The 18,047-nt window shown below is 61.4% G+C and carries 19 protein-coding genes; 6 read left to right on the top strand and 13 right to left on the bottom strand.

The window, feature by feature from the left end; all coding sequences use genetic code 11:
• The first annotated feature begins 292 nt into the window (after positions 1–292).
• From L4X63_RS03390 to L4X63_RS03410, 5 genes are read left to right on the top strand one after another with little or no spacing between them, the layout of a single operon-like run.
• The gene (locus L4X63_RS03390) at positions 293–790 is read left to right on the top strand and encodes a chemotaxis protein CheW (protein ID WP_250677180.1); all 498 of its coding nucleotides are present in this window, start codon (positions 293–295) and stop codon (positions 788–790) included.
• A 42-nt stretch (positions 791–832) separates the two neighbouring features.
• Complete coding sequence (locus tag L4X63_RS03395; protein WP_250677181.1) at positions 833–2,698, top strand: chemotaxis protein CheA; 1,866 nt, start codon at positions 833–835, stop codon at positions 2,696–2,698.
• A gap of 10 nt (positions 2,699–2,708) precedes the next feature.
• Positions 2,709–3,581 carry a CheR family methyltransferase gene (locus L4X63_RS03400; protein ID WP_250677182.1) on the top strand — a complete coding sequence of 291 codons (873 nt, stop codon included), beginning with the start codon at positions 2,709–2,711 and terminating at the stop codon, positions 3,579–3,581.
• Positions 3,582–3,591: 10 nt separating this feature from the next.
• Positions 3,592–4,491 (top strand): HDOD domain-containing protein, encoded by a 900-nt coding sequence (locus L4X63_RS03405; RefSeq protein WP_250677183.1) that lies wholly within the window; start codon positions 3,592–3,594, stop codon positions 4,489–4,491.
• 6 nt (positions 4,492–4,497) lie between these two features.
• Positions 4,498–5,568: a protein-glutamate methylesterase/protein-glutamine glutaminase gene (locus L4X63_RS03410; RefSeq protein WP_250677184.1), complete on the top strand. Its 1,071-nt coding sequence runs from the start codon at positions 4,498–4,500 to the stop codon at positions 5,566–5,568.
• 117 nt (positions 5,569–5,685) lie between these two features.
• On the opposite strand, the gene L4X63_RS03415 is transcribed toward L4X63_RS03410, so the two are convergent.
• The 13 genes from L4X63_RS03415 to L4X63_RS03475 all read right to left on the bottom strand — a co-directional run bounded on the left by L4X63_RS03415 (position 5,686) and on the right by L4X63_RS03475 (position 17,432).
• Entirely contained in the window at positions 5,686–5,982 is a 297-nt protein-coding gene (locus tag L4X63_RS03415; protein ID WP_250677185.1) for a hypothetical protein, read from the bottom strand.
• On the bottom strand, positions 5,979–6,941 hold the full coding sequence (locus L4X63_RS03420; protein WP_350339167.1) for a DMT family transporter: 963 nt from the start codon (positions 6,939–6,941) through the stop codon (positions 5,979–5,981). Before L4X63_RS03420 ends, L4X63_RS03415 begins: the two co-directional genes overlap by 4 nt.
• A 21-nt stretch (positions 6,942–6,962) precedes the next feature.
• Positions 6,963–7,985, bottom strand: a complete 1,023-nt coding sequence (locus L4X63_RS03425; protein ID WP_250677186.1) for a retropepsin-like aspartic protease family protein — start codon at positions 7,983–7,985, stop codon at positions 6,963–6,965.
• 72 nt (positions 7,986–8,057) lie between these two features.
• Positions 8,058–9,455, bottom strand: a complete 1,398-nt coding sequence (locus tag L4X63_RS03430) for an MATE family efflux transporter (RefSeq protein ID WP_250677187.1) — start codon at positions 9,453–9,455, stop codon at positions 8,058–8,060.
• Between the two features lie 158 nt (positions 9,456–9,613).
• The gene (locus tag L4X63_RS03435) at positions 9,614–10,027 is read right to left on the bottom strand and encodes a F0F1 ATP synthase subunit epsilon (RefSeq protein ID WP_250677188.1); all 414 of its coding nucleotides are present in this window, start codon (positions 10,025–10,027) and stop codon (positions 9,614–9,616) included.
• Positions 10,028–10,099: 72 nt separating this feature from the next.
• Complete coding sequence (gene atpD / locus L4X63_RS03440) at positions 10,100–11,509, bottom strand: F0F1 ATP synthase subunit beta (RefSeq protein ID WP_250677189.1); 1,410 nt, start codon at positions 11,507–11,509, stop codon at positions 10,100–10,102.
• 48 nt (positions 11,510–11,557) lie between these two features.
• Complete coding sequence (atpG, locus tag L4X63_RS03445; RefSeq protein WP_250677190.1) at positions 11,558–12,421, bottom strand: ATP synthase F1 subunit gamma; 864 nt, start codon at positions 12,419–12,421, stop codon at positions 11,558–11,560.
• Positions 12,422–12,439: 18 nt separating this feature from the next.
• Entirely contained in the window at positions 12,440–13,948 is a 1,509-nt protein-coding gene (atpA, locus tag L4X63_RS03450; protein WP_250677191.1) for a F0F1 ATP synthase subunit alpha, read from the bottom strand.
• A 9-nt stretch (positions 13,949–13,957) separates the two neighbouring features.
• The gene (gene atpH, locus L4X63_RS03455; protein ID WP_250677192.1) at positions 13,958–14,500 is read right to left on the bottom strand and encodes an ATP synthase F1 subunit delta; all 543 of its coding nucleotides are present in this window, start codon (positions 14,498–14,500) and stop codon (positions 13,958–13,960) included.
• Positions 14,497–15,123: a F0F1 ATP synthase subunit B gene (locus L4X63_RS03460; RefSeq protein WP_250677193.1), complete on the bottom strand. Its 627-nt coding sequence runs from the start codon at positions 15,121–15,123 to the stop codon at positions 14,497–14,499. Before L4X63_RS03460 ends, atpH begins: the two co-directional genes overlap by 4 nt.
• A gap of 2 nt (positions 15,124–15,125) precedes the next feature.
• A complete protein-coding gene (locus L4X63_RS03465) occupies positions 15,126–15,551 on the bottom strand; it encodes a F0F1 ATP synthase subunit B family protein (RefSeq protein ID WP_250677194.1) in 426 nt (141 codons plus the stop codon).
• Positions 15,552–15,820: 269 nt separating this feature from the next.
• Positions 15,821–16,666 carry a ParB/RepB/Spo0J family partition protein gene (locus tag L4X63_RS03470; protein WP_250677195.1) on the bottom strand — a complete coding sequence of 282 codons (846 nt, stop codon included), beginning with the start codon at positions 16,664–16,666 and terminating at the stop codon, positions 15,821–15,823.
• Positions 16,656–17,432 (bottom strand): ParA family protein, encoded by a 777-nt coding sequence (locus L4X63_RS03475; RefSeq protein ID WP_250677196.1) that lies wholly within the window; start codon positions 17,430–17,432, stop codon positions 16,656–16,658. The genes L4X63_RS03470 and L4X63_RS03475 overlap by 11 nt, the downstream gene beginning before the upstream one ends.
• A 248-nt stretch (positions 17,433–17,680) precedes the next feature.
• On the opposite strand from L4X63_RS03475, the gene L4X63_RS03480 reads away from it, so the two are divergent.
• Positions 17,681–17,935, top strand: a complete 255-nt coding sequence (locus L4X63_RS03480) for a cytochrome c3 family protein (protein ID WP_250677197.1) — start codon at positions 17,681–17,683, stop codon at positions 17,933–17,935.
• Positions 17,936–18,047 lie beyond the last annotated feature (112 nt).

The raw sequence follows: 18,047 nt of genomic DNA on the forward strand, positions 1-18,047 counted from the left end.
AAAACCGTATCGCTCGGAAACTATAGCTTCATTATCCCTGCATGTCAATAAAATGACTTGACGGAATCCGGCGGTCAAATTCTTTTCCTTTAACATTAATATTCGTCAATTTTTTGTCCCGGGTGGGCGGTCTCCCCTCCCCCCTCCGGACCGGCTCCCGCAGGGGGGCCCCGGCTGCCTATTCACAGCAAAAAAATCATTTAACCTTTGGACGATAGCGCCGATTAGACATTGAAGAGAGCCCAGCCCGGAGTCCCGCCAGGGGCCGCCACGAGCACACGGAGGAGCAGACATGCAGACGACCGCACTCAAGCTGAAAAGCGAGGAAGCCGGGGGGGAACTGATCCAGCTGGTCAGTTTCAACCTGGAGAAGGAAGAATACGGCATCAACGTGCTGATGGTGCGCGAGATCATCCGTATGCTCAACATCACGAGGGTCCCCAACACTCCCCACTATGTGGAGGGGGTCATCAACCTGCGCGGCAAGGTCATCCCGATCATTTCGCTCCGCAAGAAGTTCGACCTCATGGAGGCCGAATACGACAAGCGGACCCGTATCATGGTGATGGAGGTGGTCGGCGAGATGATGGGCTTCATCGTGGACGAGGTCTCCGAGGTGATCAGGATCTCCGACAAGGAGATCCAGCCTCCTCCGCCGGTGGTCTCGGGCGGCATCGAACAGGAATGCATGGCCGGGGTCATCAACCAGGCCGAGCGCCTCTTGGTGCTTCTCGACCTGGAGAAGATGTTCACCGCCGACGAGAGAAGGTTCTTCAGCACCGTTTCGTAAACCGCAAAGGGGTGTGGACTCCCCTTTCTCTGGAGCATTGACATGGCTATAGACTGCGAGGATCAGGAACTATTAGAAGGTTTCCTGGCAGAAACCACCGAGCTTTTGGAAAAGCTGGATGACGACCTGATCACCCTGGAGAAGAGCCCCGACGATTCCGAGCTGATGAACCGGATCTTCCGCTCGATCCACACGGTGAAGGGGGCCTCCAGCTTCCTCGGGTTCGATTTCCTGGTCAAGGTGACCCACAAGACCGAGGACGTCCTCAACCGGCTCAGGAAGGTCGAGCTCTCCCTGAACTCGGAGATCATGGACGTGGTCCTCGAGGCGGTCGACCTGGTGAAGACCCTGGTGGCCGACATCAAGGACGGCGAGATCGTCGAGCGGGACATCGAAACGGTGATCAGCAAGCTGATCCCCTACCTTTCGGAAGGGGCCGGCGAAGCGTCGGTACTCTCTCCGGCCGCGTCCGCTACCAGGAAAGAGCCCGCCCCGGCCCCGGCGGCCGAGGCTCCGGTCACCCAGGAAGCCGCTCTCAAGGAGGCAGCCGAGGCGCTCGAGGAGGCGGCCGCGGCCGCCCAGGAACCCGCCGCGGCCAAGGAAGAGCCCGCCAAAGCGGCGCCCCCGCCACAGCCGAAAGCGGCCGCCGCCTCCAAGGAGCCCCCGAAACAGCCAGCCGCCGCCAAGGGGGACGAACTGGCCGACAACACCACCGTCCGGGTGGACGTGAAAAGGCTCGACGACCTGATGAACCAGGTGGGCGAGCTGGTGCTCGAGCGTAACCGGATGATCCAGCTGCACAGCGATTTCCAGGCCGGCCTGGACATCTCCGGCTTCACCGACGACTTCGGCAAGCTCTCCAAGCGCCTCAACTTCGTGACCAGCGAGCTCCAGATGCAGGTCCTGAAGATGAGGATGCTGCCGGTCGAGAAGGTCTTCAAGAAGTTCCCCCGCATCGTCAGAAACCTCGCGCGCGACCTCGGCAAGGAAGTCGACCTCCAGGTCTTCGGCGAGGAGACCGAGCTCGACCGCTCGGTGGTCGACGAGATCGGGGATCCCTTGATTCACCTGATCCGCAACGCGCTCGACCACGGCCTCGAGACCCCGGACGAGCGGCTGGCCGCCGGCAAGGGGCGGGTCGGGACCGTCGTTCTCTCGGCGGCCCACGAGGGGAACCAGATCGTCATCAGCATCAAGGACGACGGCCGCGGGATCGACCCTGAGCGGGTCTCCAAAAAGGCCCTCGACAAGGGGCTCGTGACCGAGGACCAGCTCGCCTCCATGGGGCAGCGCGAGATCCTCGAACTGATCTTCCTCCCCGGCTTCTCCACCAAGGAGCAGACCACCGACCTTTCCGGCCGCGGTGTCGGGATGGACGTGGTAAGGACCAATATCAGGAAACTCAACGGTATCATCGAGATCAAGAACGACCTGGGGCACGGGAGCGAGTTCATCCTGAAGCTGCCGCTCACCCTGGCCATCATCCAGTCGCTGCTGGTCGAGGTCGAGAAGGAGATCTATTCGATTCCTCTCTCGTCGGTCATCGAGACCCTCCGGGTTTCCACCCGCGACTTCCACATGGTCGGCGGCCAGGAGGTCTTGAAGCTCAGGGATTCCGTGCTTCCGCTCTTGAGACTCCAGCAGACCTTCGACTGCGCCCACGCAGGCGAAGACCGGGAAACCTGCTACGTGGTCATCGTCGGGGTGGCGGAGAAACGGGTCGGCCTGGTGGTCTCCCGCCTGCTCGGCCAGCAGGAGGTGGCCATCAAGTCGCTCGGCAAATTCCTGGCCAACCTCCCCGGCATCGGCGGATCCACCATCATGGGAGACGGCAGAGTGGCGCTCATTGTAGACCCGATGGGGCTAATCGGAGGCGGAGAGTCCGCCGGCGTGAGGAAATCGGCCTGAGGGGATGATAATGGCACTTGAGACCAAACCCATCGACGTGAAAGCGGCCCTGAAGATATCCGACAAGGATTTCGAGCAGCTCAGGGACTATATATATAACGTCTGCGGGATCTACTTTCACAGCAGCAAGAAATACTTCCTCGAAAGCAGACTGGCCCGCAGGCTGGAAGCGACCGGGTGCAAGAGCCACGGCGATTACTACCAGTACGTCCGCGCCGGCATGACCGGCAGCACCGAACTGAAGAAACTGCTCGACGAGATCACCACCAACGAGACCTGCTTCTTCAGGAACATGCCGCAGCTCGGCGCCCTGGAGAACAAGTTCCTTCCCGAGATCGTGGCGGCCAAGTCCAAGATCGGCTTCCGCAAGCTCCGCATCTGGAGCGCCGGCTCCTCCTCCGGCGAAGAAGCCTACACCATGGCGATGATCCTGCTCGAGAAGCGCAACGCTCTTTTGAAGGACTGGATCATCGAGATCGTCGGTACCGACATCAACGAGACGGTGATCGCCCAGGCCAAGGAAGGGGTCTACGGCAGCTACTCGGTACGCAACACCCCGGACTACTACCTCAAGAAGTATTTCAAGGAGGAGAGCCCGGGAAGGTTCGTGCTTTCGCCGGAGGTCAAGAAGCTCGCCAGCTTCAACCACCTGAACCTCTACGACGACAACAAGATGCTTTTCATGAAGAGCTTCGACTTCATTTTCTGCGCGAACGTCCTGATCTACTTCGACACCGCCTCCAAAAGCAAAGTCGTTCAGCACTTCTACAACAACCTGCAGCCGTACGGGTATTTCTTCGTCGGCCAGTCTGAATCGCTCCACGGGGTGAATGACAAGTTCAAAACCGTGCACTTCCCGGGCGGGTTCACCTACAACAAGTGAGGATGATGGTATGGAAAAGGCAGCCATGATGCAGACGGCTCAGGAGATGGTGGAAAGCTTCGTTGATCTCCCCACCATACCGCAGGTTGCTACCAGGGTCATCGAGCTACTTGACCGCCCCGGCGTCGAGCTCGACGAGGTGGCGGATATGATACTGGCCGACCAGGTGCTGGCGGCTCGTGTCATCAAGATGGTAAACTCGCCGCTTTACAAGCCGGCCCACGAGATAAAGTCCGTCAAGCGGGCCCTCATCTACCTCGGGTTCCGCCATATCCGCGAGCTGGCCTTCACCTGTTCCTTCGTGGACGTCTTCGAAGGGCGCGACGGCATCCTCGACATCAAGAGCTTCTGGGAACACTCCTTCGGCGTCGGGGTGGTCTCCAAGATCATCGCCCAGCGGGTCCGCTATCCGGACACCGAGAAGGCCTACCTGGTCGGGATCGTCCACGACATCGGCGAGGTATTCCTGAGCTACTACCGCCAGGACGCCTTCCGGGCCCTTTTGGACTCGACCCACGGCCACCCCTTCCGGCTGGTGGAGAAGGAGATCGAGTTTTTGGGGACCTCCCACAACGAGGTGGGGCTCTGCATCGCACAGAAGTGGAACTTCCCTGCCGATTACTGCGAGGTGATCGCCCTGCACCATGCCCCGGAGGACGCCACCCTGGACCCCACCCTCTGCGCGATCGTCAACCTGGCCGACCTCTTCTGCTGCGTCCGTCAGCTCGACTACGGCGGGAAATCGTGGGTAACCTTCAACCTCGCCGAGGAAAAAGCCTGGTCGATCCTCAAGTCCTACGCGCCTCACCTGGCCGACCTCGACGTGGAACGTTTCTGCTACGAACTGGACGACCGCGTTCCCGAGATCGAGGACATGGTCAGGTCCATTTTCCAGGGGATAGGAGCCTGACCAGCCATGTATCCGGCACAGCAAGCCAAACTAAGGGTGCTTATCGTTGACGACTCCTCGTTTATGAGGATGGCCATCCGCGGGATCCTGTCGCGCGCTCCCAAGGTGGAGATCGTCGGGATCGCCGCCGACGGCGTCGAGGGGGTGGAGAAGGCCCTGGCGCTGAAGCCGGACCTGATCACCATGGATGTGGAGATGCCCCGCCTGGACGGTATCGGGGCGCTCAAGCAGATCATGGCCAAACAGCCGACCCGGGTGCTGATGGTTTCCACCCTCACCTGCGAAGGGGCCAAGGCCACTTTCGAGGCGCTCGATGCCGGCGCGATCGATTACGTTCCCAAGAACGTCACCGACAGCAAGGATGCCCAGTCGGTCTTCCAGCAGGCACTGCTCGCCAAGGTGGCGGAGGCTTCGCTGGCCCCGCTGCCGATGAGGGCGGGGATGGCCCCGCGCATCGTGCGCCCGCAGCAGGTGGTCCGCCCCTCCCACTTCACCCACCGCAAGATCTCCTACGTCGGCATCGGCGCCTCCACCGGCGGGCCGGTCGCGCTCCAGGAGGTTCTCTCCCGGGTACCCGTCAACTTCCCCCACGGCATCGTGGTCGCCATCCACATGCCGAAGGCCTTCACCGGCCCCTATGCCGACCGCCTCAACGCCAAATGCTCGCTCTCCATCAAGGAAGCCAAGGACGGCGACATCGTGAAGGGTGGCCAGGTGCTGATCGCCCCGGGCGGGGTCCACACCTCGCTGGTCAAACAGGGGAGCAACATCGTGGTGAAGACCTTCCCGACCTCCGAGTTCCCGCAGTACATCTACATCCCGTCCGTCGACCAGATGCTGACGAGCCTCTGCGACGCGAGCGGCGGCGCGATGCTCGGGGTGATCCTGACCGGGATGGGTAACGACGGGTTCAAGGGGATGCAGCACCTGAAGGGGAAAGGGGGGGTTACCCTGGTGCAGAACGAGGCGACCTCGACCATCTACGGGATGCCGCGCGCCTGCATCGAAGGGAAGGTGGCGGACGTCGTCCTGCCGCTGGACCAGATCGGGTTCGAGATCGGGAAGATCGGGAGCTGACGCCGGAGCGGCGTCATTTAAGCGTCAAATTCAAAAGGGGAAGGCCGAGTGGCCTTCCCCTTTCTGTTTGCGTTCCGGCTAGCAGGCCGCATCCCCGCCCCCCTTTCCCCAGAACTTTTACCGGCTCCCTTCCAGGTAGAGCCCTTCCTCGGTCGCTTTCACGCGGCAGCGCGAGTACCCTTGCCTTTTCAGCCGGAAGAGGACGAGCGGTCCCGCGACCTCCATGCAGCCGGGGAATAGAACCCGGAAATTCCCCTCGTCGTCCAGCAGGGGATCCATGGTCTTACCGAAGGTGGCAGGACAGATGACGGAGACCCCATCCCTGCGCCGGTTCATGACAACCGGGTCCCGCTTGGAAGGGAGGAGCGCCCGGAACATCAACTGCAGGGTAGGCATGAGGCTTGGCCTGATCATGCTTCCTCCTCGCGGGACACCGTCCGTGGCTGAAGCGTCCCCGCCGCCCTCTTCCCTGCGGGAAAGCGTTGCCCGCTTCCCAGGTAGACGCCCAGCACCACCAGCCCTCCTCCCACCAGCTGGGCTCCCGTAATCCGCTCGCCCAAAATCAGTGCCGCCAAGGCGGCGCCGAAAAGCGGGACCAGGTTGACGAAGGAGGCGGCCTTCGAGGCGCCGATCACTCCGATTCCCTGGTACCACCAGACGAAGCCCACCACCGTTCCCAAGAGGGCCAGCTGCAACTCGGCCAGCCATCCTATCACCGAGAAGTGCGGCAGTCCCCTCCCCAGGTGGATGGATTCGGCTATCGCGGCCGGCCAAAGACAGGCTGCTCCGAAAACCGCCGCGTAGGCGGTCGCGGTCAGCGGCGCGAAGTTGGCCAAGGCCTTTTTGCCGAGCACCGAATAGAGCGCCCAGCAAAGCGGAGCTCCCAGCATGAAGAGATCTCCCGGGTTGAGGGAGAGGCCGGAGATTACCGCCAGGGATCCCTTGGATATGATGACGGCGACCCCGGCCACCGACATCAGCAAACCCGCCGTCTGCGCCCTGGTCACCCGTTCGCCCAGCCACTTGGCGGAGATGACCGCAGTGATCAGCGGGTTGATCGCCACGATCAGCGAGCCGTTGGTCGCCGTGGTCAGCTTGAGGCCGGTGAAGAAGCAGGCGTTATAGAGAAAGACACCGGTGAGTCCCAGGGAAAAAAGGAGAGTGGCTTGGCTCATCGATTTCGGGCGGGGAAAGGGGCTCCTCTCCTGCCGTGCCTGCCGTACCGCCAGGGCCACCAAGACTGCGGCGGCGATGGTAAAACGGACGGTGGCCGCGGTGAACGGTGGAGCTTGCTGCACGGCGATACGGGCAGCGACGAAGGTTCCCCCCCAGAAGAAGGTGGTGAGCAGCAGCTTTAAGTAGATCGTCCTGATACCACGCCTCCGGCCGCCGGTTCAATACCAGCGGATGACTTCTTTTTCCATGTCCAACTGGTAGCGGTGCCGCCCCAGGATGTCCATACCGAGCAGGCCGTCATGCAGCGCACCGGCCCCCGTGAAGGAGATGACTACGATCTCCTGGCCGGGATGGGTGAAGGGACCCACCGCCACGAGGTCGATGGTGGCGAGCCGGGAGCGGACACTCCTGCCGTCGGCGACTTCCACGTTGATCGGCCGCGCCTGCCGCAAGTCCAGTGGCAACCTGGCGATGGCACTTTCATGCACGCCGGTCCGGCTCGCCCCCGTGTCCAGGAGGAGCTCGAGTTTTACCGACACCCCACCCTGTTTCAGCACCACCGGCACCAGAACCTGGTTGTTGACCACCCGCACCGGTGTCACTTCGCCCTCTCTGACCAGCGATCGTGCGGCGGCCGCCTTTTCTTCCCGGACCGGCTGGCTGGCGGCCTGCTCCTGCGATCTCCCTCCCTCCGCCGGAAAAGGCCTGGGCGCGGCCGTTTGCGGGACCGGAGCGCTCTGCGGTTGCGCGGGCGGCCCCGATACTACACCGCTTGTTGCGAGGTGGGAAGCGTTATGCAGCGGGAGATACTGGTAACCTGCAAGGGAGAGGGCGAGGGAAGCGGCAGCGGCCAGGACCACGCCCTTCCTTGTCTTCGCTTTGGGGGCCGCATGCAGGTCGGACTTGGCGAGGATTTGCTGGGCGTACACGGAAAGCTTCTTCTTTATGAGCGGGTCGCGACACCCCTCGGCAAGCTCGGCCAGTACGGCTATCGCCCTTTTCCCCTCGGTTCCCGACCGTACCAGGGCTATGGAGATGGCGCTGAAGAGCATAAGCACGTTCTCCTGCGCTTGCTGGTATTCCACCGACTTCTTCGGCAGCCCGAGTGCTGGAAGCACCGTGCGCCCTGCCTCATAGAGCGCAGCGGTAAGAATCTCGACCCGCTCTTTGGTGCCGGTTCGCTCTCGGAGCTCGCGTCCGACACGCTCCTCTATCTCTGAGCAGACGTTTCCGAGATCCACGACCTTTCCTCCGCGGGGCAAGAGAGTGCTGGTAGCTAGTGAATGGGGGTTCGTTAGACAGTTTAGGATATTTTAACGCAGAACACCTTCGCCGTCCTTTTCTACCAGAGGCACCGTGTCAGTGGTGGCGATCCGGGAGGCAAGGTGCACCATGTAGTAAAGGGAGGCAAGCGCGGCAGACCAGGTGACCAGCAGGACTCCCCACCAGATTCCCTTGATCCCCCACTCCAGGAGAACGGTCAGCAGGTAAAAGACCGGAACCGGCAACACGATCTGTCTCAGCAGCCCGATCACCAGGGGAAACACCGGCCGTTTCAGCCCCTGAAGGACCGATACGGAGGTGTACAGGATGACATAGGCGATGAGGACGAAAGCCTCGACATGCAGGAAGCCGGCTCCGATTGCCACTACGTTGGGGTCGTTGGTGAACAGGGACATCAAGAGGCGGGCCCCGAAGAAGACGGTGACGGTTCCAGCGAGCATCAGGGTGATGCCGGCCCGCAGGGCAGTTTTGATGACCTCAACCACCCGTTCCCATCGCCGCGCACCGCTGTTCTGGGCAACCAGGGCCAGGGTTGCCATGTTTAGCCCCATGACGGGAAGAAGTGCAACCTGTTCGATCCTGGTGGCGATGCCGTAGGCGGCGACCGCGCCCGCACCATAACGTGCGATGAAACCGGTGATGATGAAGATACCTATGGCGACGGTCATCATGTTGAGGCTCGAGGGAAAGCCGAGCTTGGCGAGCTCCCAGTAGCAGTGCCGGTCAGGGAGAAGATCCTTCCAGCGAAACGCCGACAGCATGCCCGCCGAGCTTACCCGCAAGACCAGGTAGATGTTGCCCAGGGCTTGGATAATGATCGTCCCCCAGCCGATGCCCGGCAATCCCATTGGCTCGATCCCGAATCCGCCATAGAGAAGCCACGGGTCGAGGATGAGGTTGAGGAAGAACCCGGCGACCAGAAAATTCCGGAAACTTTTGGTGTCCCCCGTCGCACTGAGGATGGCGTTGAGGCCCCAGTTCAGTATGAAGAAGAGGCTCCCGGTGAAGATGGTGTGCATGTAGTGGGTGGCAAGCTCAAGTACGATTCCCCGCGCTCCCATGACGGCGAAGAGAAAGGGAGATACATACCATCCGATGAAGCCGATAAGGAGCCCGTGCACGATTCCGAAGGAGACGGTCTGGATCGACATGTGGCGGGCGGCCTCGCGGTTGCCGGCACCGAGCTCATGGCCGATGAGGGAAGTGGCGGCGGTGGAAATGCCGGCACCGATGGCGATGATCAGAAAGAAGACGGGGAAGGAAAGGGACAGGGCGGCCAGGGCCTCGGTGGATACCTTGCCACCGTAGAAGGTGTCCACCACGTTAAACATGGTGTTGAACAGGTATCCGATGCTGGTCGGCACCGCCAGCTTGCGGATCAGCAGGGGGATCGGTTGATTGAGGAGGTCATAGCCGGGGCCGTGCATCGGTGGGTTCCTCGCAAAGCTGTTGTGCCGACCCGTATATTGTACCTTAGTGGAGATCGGACTGATCAGCCGGATCGGACCGATCAGTCGGATGGGATTCGAAGAGAAAAAAAAAGAGCGGCCAGGCCGCTCTTTCTTCGTTTCGTATCGGGTACCGCTTACCGCTTGGCCTTGCCGGCCACCTGCACCCTGATGAGGGCGCGCTCGAGAGCGGCCTCGTAAACGCGGAAGCTCTTGTCTTCCGGGGCGAGGGACTTGAGCTGGGTCTCGGCCCGGCTCATGGCCGCCTTCGCGCGCTCCAGGTCGATCTCGTCGGACCTTTCGGCGGTTTCGACCAGCACGGTAACCTTGTCGTTCTCTACCTCGAAGTAACCCCAGTTGAGGGCCAGGTGGTGAAGGACACCGTCCTGCTTGTAGGCGAGCTCGCCGATCTTCAAGGAGGTCAGGAAGGGAGCGTGGCCCGGCAGCACGCCGAACTCACCGAGAGCGCCGGTAGCGGTGATCTCGTCCACCTCTTCGGAGAGGACCTTCTTGTAGGGGGTTACCAGTTCAACCTTCAGTTTTTCAGCCATGGAAAACCTCTTGGGGCGAAAGGCTGCGGCTCGCCGCCGGCGTTAACCGCCAGCGAGCCTCACCTGTATTTGTTAAACAGCCAGCGACTTAGCTTTCTCGATGGCTTCCTCGATGGTGCCGACCATGTAGAAGGCCTGCTCCGGGAGGTCGTCGTGCTTGCCGGCGACGATTTCCTGGAAGCCCTTGATGGTGTCCTTCAGTTCGACGTACTTGCCCGGGGCGCCGGTGAACGCCTCGGCGACGTGGAACGGCTGGGAGAGGAAACGCTGGATCTTCCTGGCGCGGGCAACGACCAGTTTGTCTTCCTCGGAGAGCTCGTCCATACCGAGAATGGCGATGATGTCCTGGAGGTCCTTGTACTTCTGGAGGACGTACTGGACGGAACGCGCGGTCTGGTAGTGCTCGTCACCGATGACCTGGGGATCGAGGATCCTGGAGGTCGAGTCGAGCGGGTCCACTGCCGGGTAGATGCCGAGCTCGGCGATCTGACGGGAAAGAACGGTGGTCGCGTCGAGGTGGGCGAAGGCGGTTGCCGGAGCCGGGTCGGTAAGGTCGTCGGCCGGTACGTAGATCGCCTGGACCGAGGTGATGGAACCTTTCTTGGTCGAGGTGATGCGCTCCTGGAGCTCGCCCATCTCGGTGGCCAGGGTCGGCTGGTAACCGACGGCGGAAGGGATACGGCCGAGGAGTGCGGAAACCTCGGAACCCGCCTGGGTGAAGCGGAAGATGTTGTCGATGAAGAGGAGCACGTCCTGGCCTTCCTCGTCACGGAAGTACTCGGCGATGGAGAGCGCGGAGAGGGCGACGCGGGCACGGGCGCCCGGCGGCTCGTTCATCTGGCCGTACACGAGGGAGGCCTTGTCGAGAACGCCCGACTCTTTCATCTCCATCCAGAGGTCGTTCCCTTCGCGGGTACGCTCGCCGACGCCGGCGAAGACGGAGAAACCGCCGTGCTGCTTGGCGATGTTGTTGATGAGCTCCATGATGAGAACGGTCTTGCCGACGCCTGCGCCGCCGAAGAGGCCGATCTTACCGCCCCTGGCGTACGGAGCGAGGAGGTCGACGACCTTGATGCCGGTGGTGAAGGACTCGACCTTGGTGGACTGGTCGATGAACTCCGGAGCGTGGCGGTGGATGCCGTACTCTTTGTCGTTGCCTACCGGACCCATCTCGTCCACCGGCTCGCCGATGACGTTCAGGATGCGGCCCAGGGTCTTGCGGCCGACCGGGACGGAGATCTGCTTGCCCATGTCCTTGACCTGCTGGCCACGGATGAGACCGTCGGTGGAGTCCATCGCGATGGTACGGACGGAGTTCTCACCCAGGTGCTGGGCGACTTCGAGAACCAGGTTCCATTCCTGGTCGTCGATGGCCGGGTTGGTCACCCGAAGGGCGTTGTAGATCGGGGGCAGCTGCCCCGGCTCGAACTCGACGTCGATAACGGCGCCGATGACCTGCGAAATTTTTCCGAAGTTGCTCATGTTACCCTCTTCCTCCTGCGGCCCAGAAAGGCCACTATTTTTAAAGTGTTAACCTTTAATCGATTCCGCACCGGAGATGATTTCCATCAGCTCCGTGGTAATGGCGGCCTGGCGGGCCCGGTTGTAGATCAGGGTCAGCTTGCCGATCATCTCGGTAGCGTTCTTGGAGGCGCTGTCCATCGCGGTCATCCTGGCGCCGTGCTCGGAAGCCACGGACTCCAGCAGAGCCTTGAAGATCTGCACGTCGATGTGCTTAGGAAGAAGCTCATCCAGCAGCGCCCCCTTGGAGGGCTCGTAGATGTACTGGGTCTGCACCTCTTCTTCGCCCGAATCCTGGGGAACCACCGGCAAAAGCTGCTGGATGGTGATGTCCTGGGTCATGACGGACTTGAAGGCGTTGAAGATGATGTAGACTTCGTCGTATTCCTCGGCCAGATACCCCTCGATCACCTCGGCCGCGATCAGCGATGCGGTCTGGTAGGAGAGGGTGGAGAAGATGTTGCCGTGGTTTTTGCGCACCTGGTGACGGTTCCTGAGGAACTCGTACCCCTTGCGCCCCAGGGTCATCAGGGAGACCTCGGAGAAGTCGCCCTTTCTTTCCCTGAGGAAACGCTCGGCAGCCTTGCAGAGGTTGGCGTTGAAGCCGCCGCAAAGCCCCCTGTCCGAAGTAACGACCATCAGCAGGGCGCGACCGCCGTCCCTTTTCACCATGAGAGGGCTGGCATCGGTGTCCTGGCTCTTGGCCAGGCGCTCCAGCACCTCCGCGAGCTTCGCGGCGTAGGGGCGGGCGGCGACCACGTTTTCCTGTGCCCGGCGCAGTTTCGCAGCCGAAACCATTTTCATGGCTTTGGTGATCTGCCGGGTATTTTTTACGGATACGATCCGCTTCTTGATGCTTTTGAGGTTCGCCATTCTCTTCCCGTCCTTGGATTAGGCAGTAAATTCCTTTTTGAACTCGTCGAGGGCAGCGACGATTTTGGCTTTCAGCCCGTCGTCGATAGCCTTCTTGTCGCGGAGCTCGGTGAGGACATCCGCCTTCCTGGATTCGAAGAAAGCGAGGAGTTCCTGCTCGTAACGGCCCAGCACGCCGACCGCGTAGTCGTCGACGTAGCCGTTGTTGGCGGCGAAGATGACGAGGACCTGCTTCTCGTTGGCCAGCGGGCGGTACTGCGGCTGCTTGAGGATCTCGACCAGGCGGGCACCACGGGCAAGCTGCATCTGGGTGGCCTTGTCGAGGTCGGAACCGAACTGGGCGAATGCTGCCATCTCGCGGTACTGGGCAAGTGCCAGACGGAGCGTACCGGCAACCTGCTTCATCGCCTTGACCTGTGCGGAACCGCCGACGCGGGAAACCGAGAGGCCGACGTTGATGGCCGGACGGACGCCGGAGTAGAACAGGTCGGATTCCAGGTAGATCTGGCCGTCGGTGATGGAGATGACGTTGGTCGGGATGTAGGCCGAAACGTCGCCCGCCTGGGTCTCGATGACCGGCAGTGCGGTGAGCGAACCGGCGCCCAGCGCGTCGGATACCTTGCAAGCACGCTCGAGGAGACGGCTGTGGAGGTAGAAGACGTCGCCCGGGTAAGCTTCACGCCCCGGCGGACGGCGAAGGAGCAGCGAGAGCTGGCGGTAGGCAACGGCCTGCTTGGAAAGGTCGTCGTAGATGATCAGGGCGTGCTTCTTGTTGTCGCGGAAGTACTCGCCCATGGTGACGCCGGTGTAGGGAGCGATGAACTGCATCGGGGCCGGCTCGGAAGCGGAAGCGGCGACGATGATGGTGTAATCCATGGCGCCATGCTCTTTCAGCTTGGACACAACCTGGGCAACCGTGGAGCGCTTCTGGCCGATTGCAACGTAGATGCAGACCACGTCGCCGCCCTTCTGGTTGATGATGGTGTCGAGAGCGACGGCGGTCTTGCCGGTCTGACGGTCGCCGATGATCAGCTCGCGCTGACCGCGCCCGATCGGAACCATGGAGTCGATCGCCTTGAGGCCGGTCTGCATCGGCTCGTGAACGGACTTACGGGCGACGATACCGGGGGCCTTCACTTCGACCTTGCCGAAGGTGGTGGTGTTGATCGGGCCGAGGCCGTCGATCGGCTCGCCGATCGCGTTGACGACGCGGCCGATGAGGGCCTCGCCAACCGGAACCTCGACGATCTTGCCGGTCAGCTTGACCTGGTCGCCTTCCTTGATGTGGGAGAACTCGCCGAGGATGGCGGCGCCGACGTTGTCTTCCTCAAGGTTGAGGGTCATGCCGGTGGTGCCGCCGGGGAACTCGAGGAGCTCGCCAGCCATCGCCTTGTCGAGACCGTGGATACGGGCAATACCGTCACCGATGGAGATGATGGTACCGGTTTCGGCAACCGCTACCTCTTTGCCGTAATCCTTGATCTGCTTCTTGATAATCTCGCTAATTTCTTCCGCTTTGATTTCCATAGAACCGTCTCACCCCTTCTGTAATGTATCTTGAATTCTGGCTAACTGTGTCCTTACGCTACCGTCAAATACTTTGTCGCCGATCTTGGTGACCACACCACCGATGAGGGTGGGGTCAACTTCCACTTTCAGCTCTACCTTCTTGCCGGTGGATTTTTCGAGAGCGGCTTTGATCTCGTTGATCTGCCCCGCTTCCAGCGGCAGGCCGGAAGTGAGGGTCGGCCTGATGACGCCGGAGAGCTCGTCAGCATACTTGGAGTAGCTGTCGGCGATCTGCGGCAGCACGGAGAGGCGGCCGCGCTCCAGGAGGAGCATCAGGAGGTTGGAGACGTACGGGGAGAAATTCAGCTTCGCGATCAACTCCTTCAGGATCTCGGTCTTGGCTTCGATGCCGTAGGCCGGGTTCCCGAACACCGCGGTGAGTTCGCGGTTGGAGGAGAGGAGCGCACTGAAGGAGGAGAGCTCAGTGTTGAAGCTTTCCACACTCCCTGCTTCCGAGCCAAGCTGCACAAGCGCCTTGGCGTAACGTTTTGCTATCGCGTTCGTACTCAATGTAGCGTCACCACCTTGGAGATGTATTCACCTACCAGCTTGTCCTGGTCGTCTTTGGCAATGTTCTTAACGATCTTCTGCTCGGCCAGCTCGACGGCCAGCTTGGCGGCCTCGGCGCGCAGCTCGGCGCGGGCCTTGAGGACTTCCTGCTCGGCAGCGGCCTCGGCCTGGGCGCGGATGCGCTTGGCGGCCTCTTCGGCCTCGGCGATGATGCGCGCCTTCTCGGCTTCGCCTTCCTTCTTCATGTTGGCCGAGATGGTCTCGATCTCCTGGTTGGCGGTGTCGAGACGCTGGGAGTATTCCTTGAACTTCTTCTCGGCGGCAGCCTTGGCCTCGACGGCCTCCTTCAGGGCGGACTCGATACCGGCGCGGCGGGCGGCGAGCGACCCTTTCACGTCGGCCTTCTTGAGGGCCCAGACCACGATGGCGGCCAGACCGGCGAAGTCGATGCAGCGCCACATGAAGTCCTTCATCTGGGCAGCGGCATGACCGGCTTCGTGGGCACCCTCGGCGGCACCGGCGTGCTGGGCAGCCTCTTCGGCGGCGAAGCCCATGGCCGCGAGGCCGAGGACCAGGCCGACAAGGGCGAGGGAGAAAATGATGCGCTTGGTGTTCTTGCTCATGCTTACAGGCTCCTCCCGAGAACTTTTTCGCAGATATCGGCGGAGAGGGCCTCTGCGCTCTGCTTCAGCAGCTGTCTGGCCTCTTCGGTCTCCTTGGCCACTTTGGCCTTGATGGAGGCGAGAGACTGGGTAGCCTCGGCGCGGGCCTTGTCGAGGATGGCGGCCTCCTGAGCGGCGGCCTCCTTCTTCAGAACACCACGCTCGTCGGCGGCGCTGGCGCGGATCTCGCGCATGCGGGCCTCGTAAGCGGCAAGCTTCTCCTGCACTTCGCGGTCGACTTCGGCGCTCTTCTGCTTCGCGCCGCTGAGCTCGCCGGCACGGTCGGCCAGCTGCTTCCTGATCGGCTTGTACAGGAAGACGTTCAGCAGCAGCACAAGCACCAGGAAGTTGACCAACTGGAACACAAATGCCAAATCTAGATTGATCACCCATCCACCTCTTGTAAAACAGTTTTAAAACGATCTGTTAGAATCGATATCGCAGGGAGAGCGCAAAACAGGTGATAGCTACCACATAACTCCTTTACCTGTCAAGCGATTTATCTAATTAAACGTAAGATTGTATACAGGCTGTGACTGGACGGGGCTCCGTAAACGGCATGGTCTGCCAGTAATGTCTACGCTATGACAGACCACTGTTTACGCAGGTCGTGTGGAACGGCTTCACCGGGAAACGCGACGATGGCTGTAGCCGCAAGTTACAGGTTCAGCATCTCCACGATCCTGGCAAGCTCGTTTTGGTCGGAGAAGGCGATCTCCAGCTTGCCGCCCTTGCCGGAGCGCTTGACCGCCACCTTGGCGCCGAAGAAGCGCTGCATCCGTTCCACCAGGTCGCGCTGGTCGGCGTCCTCGGCCTGCTTCTTGGTCTTGGGCGGTGCCGCCGGACCTTTCTTCTTTTTCACCAGCGCCTCGGTCTCGCGTACCGAGAGGTGACCCTTCACGATCTCGTCGCGGGCCGCCCGCTGCTCGTCGGGATCCTCCAGAGTCAAAAGCGCCCGGGCGTGCCCCATGGTGAGGCGGTCCTCGGCGACGTCGCGCTTGATGTCGTTGGGAAGCCTCAGGAGCCTGAGGGAGTTGGCGATGGTCGAGCGCTCCTTGCCGACGCGCTTGGCCAGCTCCTCCTGGGAGAGCGAGAAGCGCTCGAGGAGGGAGTGGTAGGCCTCTGCTTCTTCGACGGCGTTCAGGTCTTCGCGCTGGATGTTCTCGATGAGCGCCATCTCGAGGGCGGTCTCCTCGGAGACGTCCTGGATGACCACCGGCACCTCGCGAAGCCCGGCCTTCTGGGCTGCCCGCCACCGGCGCTCCCCGGCGATGATCTCGTAGTGCCCCGCCTTCTTCAGCACCACCAGCGGCTGGATGATCCCCTTCTCGCGGATGGAGGCGGCCAGCTCCTCCAGTTTCTCGTTCACGAAGGTCTTGCGCGGCTGCTCTTTATTGGGGCGGATATCCTCGATCGGGCAGGAGAAGTACTTCTTGCCGTGATCCTCGACCACTGGCAAAAGCGCCCCCATCCCTTTCCCGAGTCCCATCTTCTTAACTGCCATGCTTCACCTCCCGTCCGATCATCTCCTTGGCCAGATCCATGTAGCTCGTTGCGCCGCGCGACGTGATGTCGTAGAGGCAGATCGGCTTGCCGTGGGACGGCGCCTCCGAAAGCCTGACGTTTCTCGGCACCACCGTCTCGAAGGTCTCCTTCGGGAAGTGGGCGCGGATCTCGTCGGCCACCTGACGCGACAGGTTGTTCCTGGCGTCGTACATGGTGAGAAGGATTCCCTCGATGTAGAGCGAACGATTGAGCCCCTGCTGCACCAGGTTGATGGTCTTGAGGATCTGGGAAAGCCCTTCCATCGCGTAGAACTCGCACTGAAGCGGGATGAGGACGGAGTCGGCGGCGGTCATGGCGTTGATGGTGAGAAGGCTCAAGGAAGGGGGACAATCGATGAAGATGTAGTCGTAGTTGTCGGACAGGAGGGTAACGATCTTCCTCAGCCGCCGCTCGCGCCCTTCCAGGCTGGCCAGTTCCAGCTCGGCGCCGGCCAGGTCCGAGGTGGCGGGAAGGAGATGGAGGTACGGAAGCTCGGTCTGCACCACCAGCTGGGCGGGTGGCACGTCGTTGATGAGGGCATCGTAGATGCTCTCCTCGATGAGACTCTTGTCGGTCCCGACCCCGCTTCCCGCGTTCCCCTGCGGATCCATGTCCACCAGAAGCACCCGCCGTTCGGCAACCGCCAGGGAGGCGGAAAGGTTTACCGCGGTGGTCGTCTTGCCGACCCCACCCTTCTGATTTGCCACACAGATGATCTTTGCCATATCTACCGTCCTAGAGGGTATTCCACTCGAACAAGGGGGGGCCACCCCACCTGAAAAGATCGATAACTACCACACTGCCGCTGCTATGGAAAGTTTTTTTCTTCCCTTGCTTCGCACCGCTTTTGACTTTGGTCAAGGGTAAAACCGTGCACGATTGATACTATTGCGCCGCAAGTGAGCATAATTTTTCGCCACGGATCACTGTCAATCAGAACCCGGTCCGCCAGAAAAACCACCAGGAGAACAGCATGAAAAAAACCCTCGCTCTCGTCGCCCTTCTCTTACTCTCCCAGAGCGCCTATGCCTTCGAGTGCAACGAATGCCACAGCAAGAACCCGGCAATGGTCAAGATGCACAAGGCGCTGCAAGGGAGGAACTGCTTCGACTGCCACAAGATCGGCGAGAAGTTAATGGGTAAAGCAGTTCCCAAGGACAAAGCAGCACAGTTGCGGCGCAGCCAGACCGACCCGATGTGCGTGGAGTGCCACAAGAAGAAGTCGTAGCGCTGCCCCCCCAAAGCCCCCTTTTCCCCCCATCCATCTCTCCCCCCTTTGAAAAAGGGGGGCCGGGGGGATTTAGCCGTTTCGACAAGTCCCGCCTTCGCTATTTCCCGCC

Source organism: Geomonas sp. Red32 (assembly GCF_023652955.1).
In the GTDB taxonomy this organism is placed as follows: domain Bacteria; phylum Desulfobacterota; class Desulfuromonadia; order Geobacterales; family Geobacteraceae; genus Geomonas.

Coding starts and splice junctions, on each gene's coding strand:
- atpA (WP_250677191.1), bottom strand. CDS start 13,948: ATGGAAATCAAAGCGGAAGAAATTAGCGAGATTATCAAGAAGCAGATC.
- L4X63_RS03415 (WP_250677185.1), bottom strand. CDS start 5,982: ATGATCAGGCCAAGCCTCATGCCTACCCTGCAGTTGATGTTCCGGGCG.
- L4X63_RS03430 (WP_250677187.1), bottom strand. CDS start 9,455: ATGCACGGCCCCGGCTATGACCTCCTCAATCAACCGATCCCCCTGCTG.
- L4X63_RS03410 (WP_250677184.1), top strand. CDS start 4,498: ATGTATCCGGCACAGCAAGCCAAACTAAGGGTGCTTATCGTTGACGAC.
- L4X63_RS03480 (WP_250677197.1), top strand. CDS start 17,681: ATGAAAAAAACCCTCGCTCTCGTCGCCCTTCTCTTACTCTCCCAGAGC.
- L4X63_RS03405 (WP_250677183.1), top strand. CDS start 3,592: ATGGAAAAGGCAGCCATGATGCAGACGGCTCAGGAGATGGTGGAAAGC.
- atpG (WP_250677190.1), bottom strand. CDS start 12,421: ATGGCGAACCTCAAAAGCATCAAGAAGCGGATCGTATCCGTAAAAAAT.
- L4X63_RS03390 (WP_250677180.1), top strand. CDS start 293: ATGCAGACGACCGCACTCAAGCTGAAAAGCGAGGAAGCCGGGGGGGAA.
- atpD (WP_250677189.1), bottom strand. CDS start 11,509: ATGAGCAACTTCGGAAAAATTTCGCAGGTCATCGGCGCCGTTATCGAC.
- L4X63_RS03470 (WP_250677195.1), bottom strand. CDS start 16,666: ATGGCAGTTAAGAAGATGGGACTCGGGAAAGGGATGGGGGCGCTTTTG.
- L4X63_RS03475 (WP_250677196.1), bottom strand. CDS start 17,432: ATGGCAAAGATCATCTGTGTGGCAAATCAGAAGGGTGGGGTCGGCAAG.
- L4X63_RS03460 (WP_250677193.1), bottom strand. CDS start 15,123: ATGAGCAAGAACACCAAGCGCATCATTTTCTCCCTCGCCCTTGTCGGC.
- L4X63_RS03395 (WP_250677181.1), top strand. CDS start 833: ATGGCTATAGACTGCGAGGATCAGGAACTATTAGAAGGTTTCCTGGCA.
- L4X63_RS03400 (WP_250677182.1), top strand. CDS start 2,709: ATGGCACTTGAGACCAAACCCATCGACGTGAAAGCGGCCCTGAAGATA.
- L4X63_RS03435 (WP_250677188.1), bottom strand. CDS start 10,027: ATGGCTGAAAAACTGAAGGTTGAACTGGTAACCCCCTACAAGAAGGTC.